Here is a 4971-nt window from a genome sequence, read left to right on the forward strand (position 1 = left end):
CGTACGGACCCTCCTCCGCGAGGCGGATCCGCTCCCGCCGCCGGAAGGCCGCGCAGCCCGCGGCGGCCATGCCGTTCCGCCCCTCCACGCCACAGCCGAAGGACGAACCCGATGAGCACCGACAGTCCGGTGAGAGACCTGCCCCGCCCGTCCCGGGCCGAGACCGTCGCCAAGCGGATCGAGGCGCGCATCGCCGAGGACGCCCTCCCGAACGGCCACCGCCTCGGCACCAGGGACAGCCTGCGCCGCGAGTTCGACGTGGCCGCCGCGACGTTCAACGAGGCGGTCCGGCTGCTGACCGCGCGCGGCACGGTCTCGGTCCGTCCGGGGGTGAAGGGCGGGATCTTCGTCGCGACCCCGCCGCCGCTGGTCCGGCTCGGCCGCAAGATGCTCGAACTCAGCGGAGACTCCGTACCCGTCTCCGACTGCCTGGTGATGCGGGACGCGCTGGAGCCGCTGCTGGCCCGCGAGGCCATGCGGCACCGCACCGAGGCCGACATCGCCGACCTGCGCCGGCTCGCCGGCGAGATGGCCGCGGCGGAGGCGGAGAGCGGCGTCGGCTACCTCGCCGCGAACTGGGCGCTGCACCGCCGCCTCGCGGAGATAACACCGAACAAGATCCTCCAGCACACCTACGTCTCGCTGCTGGAGTTCGTGGAGACCCGGCTGCGCGGCGTCACCTCCGACGAGCCGGCCGCCCGCCATGTGGACGGCCCGGCCGTCCACCGGGAACTGGTGGAGGCGATCGCGGCCGGCGACCCGGGGCGCCTGGACGCGGCGGCCGCGGCGCACAGCCGCCTGACCGCCGCGCGCGGAGGTGACGCATGACCGCGCTCCTCGTCATCGACATGCAGAACGACTACTGCCACCCCGACGGCGTGTTCGCACGGGCGGGGCTCCGCGTCACCGGGCTGGACGGCCTGGTCCAGAACGTCAACACCCTCGCCGCCGCGGCACGCTCCGCCGGCCGCCCCGTGATCTGGGTGCGGATGGAGTGGGCGGACGACGCCGACGTCGGACTCCTCGCCCAACGGAGCCCGTTTCTGCGCGAGCAGGGCCTGCGGCGCGGGACCTGGGGCTGCGAGCTGGTCGCCGGCCTCGACCGCGCGCCCGGCGACCACGAGATCGTCAAACCGCGCTTCGACGCCTTCCACCGCACCGGCCTGGACGACCTGCTCCGCGACCTCGGCGTCGAGACACTCGTGATGGCCGGCGTCCGCACCGACTTCTGCGTGGAGTCGACCGTCCGCGCGGCCTTCTTCCGCGACCTGAAGGCGGTCGTGGCACGAGAGGCCGTCGCCGGCTACTTCGAGGACCTCCACCTGAACAGCCTGCGCCTGATGGCCACGGTCTTCGCCAACGTAGTCTCCGTAAACGACGCAGCCGACCTCCTCACCACACCCCAGACCCGCCCCTGACAAAAGCACCCGTCACCACCCAACGGACCTCAAACCCACCCCGCGCACCCACCGGCGCGCCACCGCCCGACCAGGCGACACGTCCAACGCGGCGCGAGCAGCAGCGCCAGGTGCGCATACAGAGCAGCGAAGCGCGGAGGCGCCGAGCACAGCGCCGTCCGCGCGTCCGGGGGACGCGTACAGGGCAGTGGAGCGCGGACGCGCCGAGCACGGCGCCGCCGACCCCGCACGCCGCCCGACCCCGCACGGCGCCGCCGACCCTGCTCGGCGCCTGGATGACGCCACATGCGGCGGGCCGAACGGCACGGCCGCCGGCGCCGTTCGGCTCCTCGGCGTCCTGCCGTTAGGTGGTCCTGACGCTTGCCGGGTTGCCGCTTCCGCCGTCACGGTCTTGCAGCACGGCTCGGCGGCGATCCTGTGCGTTGCCGGGGGGACCTCAAGGACATGTCGGAGTTCCTTGGCTGCGCTCGTTTGCTGCGGACATCTGCGCGATGGCGGCCGGGGAGCTCGGCGAGGACGCGGGTACCGAGGGCGCGGCGTTCGCGACGCACCCGGGGTCGCGCATGGGCGGGTGGTGCCTGCGCGGAGCCGTGGTGGTCTGCCGGAACGGCGGACGCGCTGCCCGGCCGCTGTCTTTCGACTGGTCAGCGCGTCCTGATGGTGGCGCCCCCGGCAGGATTCGAACCTGCGACACCCGCTTTAGGAGAGCGGTGCTCTATCCCCTGAGCTACGGAGGCGTGTCGTCGCTCGCGCTAGAGCGTAGCGGACGGCAGGTACAGGGTAGGGGAAGGGGAGCGGTGCGCGCTTCCCCTTATGGGGTGGCCGGGGCTCTAGGCCGGGTGGGGCCGGTGTGGGTACGCTTCGGTGCCGTGACGGGACGGCATCGCGGGCAGCCCAAGGCGGCCGAGGACGAGGTGGACGAGCGCGCGTCCCGGGGCGGACGGGTCGCAGTGATCGCCGGTGCCTTCCTGGTTCCCGTCGTGGTGGCGTCCGTGATCGCGGTCGGGCTGCGGGATGAGCCCGCCCCGCAGCGGCCGGAGACGGCGAGTACGCCGGTGCAGAACGCGGCGCCGGCGCCGCCGGAGGCCGAGCCGACGTACGGGAAGTACGTGCCGCCCGAGTCCGAGCAGCAGGCGGCGACGAAGGCGGTGCCGAAGCGGGCGCCCGCGCCGGTGACGAAGCCGCGGAAGGCCGCGACTCCGGAGCCGACGCCGTCTCCGACGGGGCGGGTGCGCCGGCCGTGCCCGTCCGGGTGGGACGATGTCTGGTGGATGCGCCGGTGGTGCGAGCGGAACGGTTACCGTGACCGGTGAACCGGTTACGCACAGGTCATCGTAGAACCTGTAGTAGCGTTCTGCCGCTGTTCCGCATTTGGGCATCTGGAGGAAAACCACCGTGCCGTACCCTCGGTCGGCGGCGCTGACCGCGGTCTTCCTGGTGTTGGCGGTGCTCTCGCCGCACGGCGCCGCGGCCGCGACCCGGGCCGACACGCTGGAGTCGCTGCGGCGTGAGGCGGCGAAGGCCCGCGACCAGCTGGAGAAGGCCACCGATCAGATGAAGGGTCGGCGGAAGGAGCTCGCCGCCTCGCAGGTGAAGCTGCGCGCCACCTTGAAGGACCTCGCCGTGGCCGAGGCCGAGCTGAACACGATCCGGGAGCCGCTGGCCAGGCTGGCGAACTCGTCCTACCAGCAGAGCGGCGCGGCCGGCTCGATGGCGATCTTCGGGGGCGGCGACCCGGGCGAGGCGCTGCGGTCGACGGCGGACGTGACGCTGCTCGCGCGGTCGCAGCAGGCGCTCGTGGACCGTGCCGACGAGTTGCAGAACCGCCGGCAGCGGCTCGCGTCCACCGCCCAGGAGCTGCAGTCGCGCAACGCGGTGGAGCAGACCCGCCTCCAGCAGGAGGTGGACGGGCTGAAGAACAAGTCGGCGCAGCTGACCAAGCAGCTCAACGCGATGCTCGACAAGCTCGCGGTGTCCAGGCAGAAGCGGCTGGAGCTCGGCTGCGACAAGAGCCTCGCCGCGGACGCGAAGAAGTTCCCCAACGGGCTCATCCCGTCGAAGTACCTGTGCCCGCTGCCGCAGAAGGGCGGGCACAAGCTGCGGGCGGACGCGGCGCTGGCCTTCTACAAGCTGAACGCCGCGTACAAGCGCCGGTTCGGCCGCGACATGTGCGTGACGGACGCCTACCGGAGCCTGTCCGAACAGCACTCGGTCTACGCGCGGCGCCCCGGTTTCGCGGCCGTCCCCGGGACGAGCAACCACGGCAAGGGGCAGGCCCTGGACCTGTGTGGCGGCGTCCAGAACTCGGGTTCGGTCCAGTTCAACTGGATGGAGGCCCACGCCGGCAAGTACGGCTGGATTCATCCGGCGTGGGCCTACAGCAACCCGTTCGAGCCTTGGCACTGGGAGTTCGGGACCGAGGACGGCTGACCCCGGTACCCGGCGTGCCTACGGCCGGTGCGGGTGGTAGGACGGGACCTCGTTGGCGGGGACGAGCTCCGCGGTGCAGTAGCGGCAGCGGCGGGCCTTCACCGGGATCTCGCTGAGGCACTGCGGGCACTCGCGCTCGGTGGCCTCCTTGCCGCGGTCCAGCCGCTCGATCAGCTTCGCCGTCGGCAGGACGACCAGGAAGTACACGATCGCAGCCGTGATGACGAACGCGATCGCGGACGTGAGGAAGATCCCGTACGGGAACGTCGTGCCGTTGATGCTGACGGCCAGCCGCGTGTAGTCCGGCTTGCCGCCGATGAGCGCGATCAGCGGGGTGATGAACGAACTCGCGAAGTCCTTCACCAGCCCCGCGAACGCGGCCCCGACGACGAACGCGACCGCGAGGTCGACCAGGTTCCCGCGGAGGAGGAACTTCTTGAATCCGCTCATGTGTGGACTCCAGGGGAGATTGGGGGAGTGCCCTCCTGGCTGACGAGGGCACCGGAACGGCTACGGATCGTAGAGAACCCTCCTGCATTCGCCAAGTCGCTCCCGAGATCCCCCGGTCTGCGCGTCTCCGCGTTGAGCGGGGTGCCGGGGGGAGGAGAGCCGGTCGGTCAGTTCGCGGTGATCGTCAGGGACAGGGGCTGAGGGGCGGCTGCCAGGGCCAGGGCCTGGGCTCTGTCGGTCGCCAGGACGATCAAGGCGCCTTCCTGCCCGCCGTCCTCGACCGCCGGTGGGATCGCCACGACCGGTACTCCCGACACCACGACTCGGGCGCCGTGCTGCTCCGGGCCCTCGGCGGGTGGCGCCGAGAGGACGTCTATGCGGTCGCCCGGGTGGAGTAGGCGGGCGGCTGCCCGGTCGGCTATGCGGATCGGGGTGGCTGCCGTGCCCGGGGCGTAGCCCTTGAGGAGGGCTTCGCCCAGGACGCGGGCGTCGGTCAGCGGTTCGCCCTTGCGCATCGGGCCCGCCAGGACGCGGCCCACGGCGGATGAGCGGAGCGCGCCGGACGGGACCGCTGGAGGCGGGAGGTCGACATGGCCGAGGTCGGCGGCGGTGAGGGGCGTGCCCGCCGGGAGGTCGCGGGCGGCGGACAGGACGCGGACGGACGGGGGCGGGC

General features: G+C 72.4%; 6 protein-coding genes and 1 tRNA gene. 4 read left to right on the forward strand and 3 right to left on the reverse strand.

What is annotated here, in order from left to right; all coding sequences use genetic code 11:
- Positions 1-111 precede the first annotated feature (111 nt).
- On the forward strand, positions 112-828 hold the full coding sequence (locus E1284_RS38350; RefSeq protein WP_131945048.1) for a FadR/GntR family transcriptional regulator: 717 nt from the start codon (positions 112-114) through the stop codon (positions 826-828).
- On the forward strand, positions 825-1418 hold the full coding sequence (locus tag E1284_RS38355) for a cysteine hydrolase family protein (protein ID WP_131945049.1): 594 nt from the start codon (positions 825-827) through the stop codon (positions 1416-1418). The genes E1284_RS38350 and E1284_RS38355 overlap by 4 nt, the downstream gene beginning before the upstream one ends.
- Positions 1419-2079: 661 nt before the next feature.
- Here E1284_RS38355 and E1284_RS38360 read toward each other — a convergent pair.
- Positions 2080-2155, reverse strand: a tRNA-Arg gene (locus E1284_RS38360).
- A gap of 132 nt (positions 2156-2287) precedes the next feature.
- Here E1284_RS38360 and E1284_RS38365 point away from each other — a divergent pair.
- Together E1284_RS38365 and E1284_RS38370 are read left to right on the forward strand one after the other, a co-directional pair.
- Entirely contained in the window at positions 2288-2731 is a 444-nt protein-coding gene (locus E1284_RS38365) for a hypothetical protein (protein ID WP_131945050.1), read from the forward strand.
- Between the two features lie 82 nt (positions 2732-2813).
- The gene (locus E1284_RS38370; RefSeq protein WP_131945051.1) at positions 2814-3848 is read left to right on the forward strand and encodes a D-alanyl-D-alanine carboxypeptidase family protein; all 1035 of its coding nucleotides are present in this window, start codon (positions 2814-2816) and stop codon (positions 3846-3848) included.
- Positions 3849-3866: 18 nt separating this feature from the next.
- Here E1284_RS38370 and E1284_RS38375 read toward each other — a convergent pair whose 3' ends face one another.
- Together E1284_RS38375 and cpaB are read right to left on the reverse strand one after the other, a co-directional pair.
- Entirely contained in the window at positions 3867-4298 is a 432-nt protein-coding gene (locus E1284_RS38375) for an MscL family protein (protein ID WP_131945052.1), read from the reverse strand.
- Between the two features lie 167 nt (positions 4299-4465).
- On the reverse strand, positions 4466-4971 hold a 506-nt coding region (gene cpaB / locus E1284_RS38380; protein WP_131945053.1), incomplete at its 5' end, for a Flp pilus assembly protein CpaB.

The sequence above is a fragment of the Actinomadura bangladeshensis genome (assembly GCF_004348335.1).
Lineage (GTDB): Bacteria > Actinomycetota > Actinomycetes > Streptosporangiales > Streptosporangiaceae > Spirillospora > Spirillospora bangladeshensis.

What these genes read in the sequence shown, in the direction of transcription:
- E1284_RS38350 (WP_131945048.1), top strand. Translation starts at nt 112, where the DNA reads ATGAGCACCGACAGTCCGGTGAGAGACCTGCCCCGCCCGTCCCGGGCC.
- E1284_RS38355 (WP_131945049.1), top strand. Translation starts at nt 825, where the DNA reads ATGACCGCGCTCCTCGTCATCGACATGCAGAACGACTACTGCCACCCC.
- E1284_RS38375 (WP_131945052.1), bottom strand. Translation starts at nt 4,298, where the DNA reads ATGAGCGGATTCAAGAAGTTCCTCCTCCGCGGGAACCTGGTCGACCTC.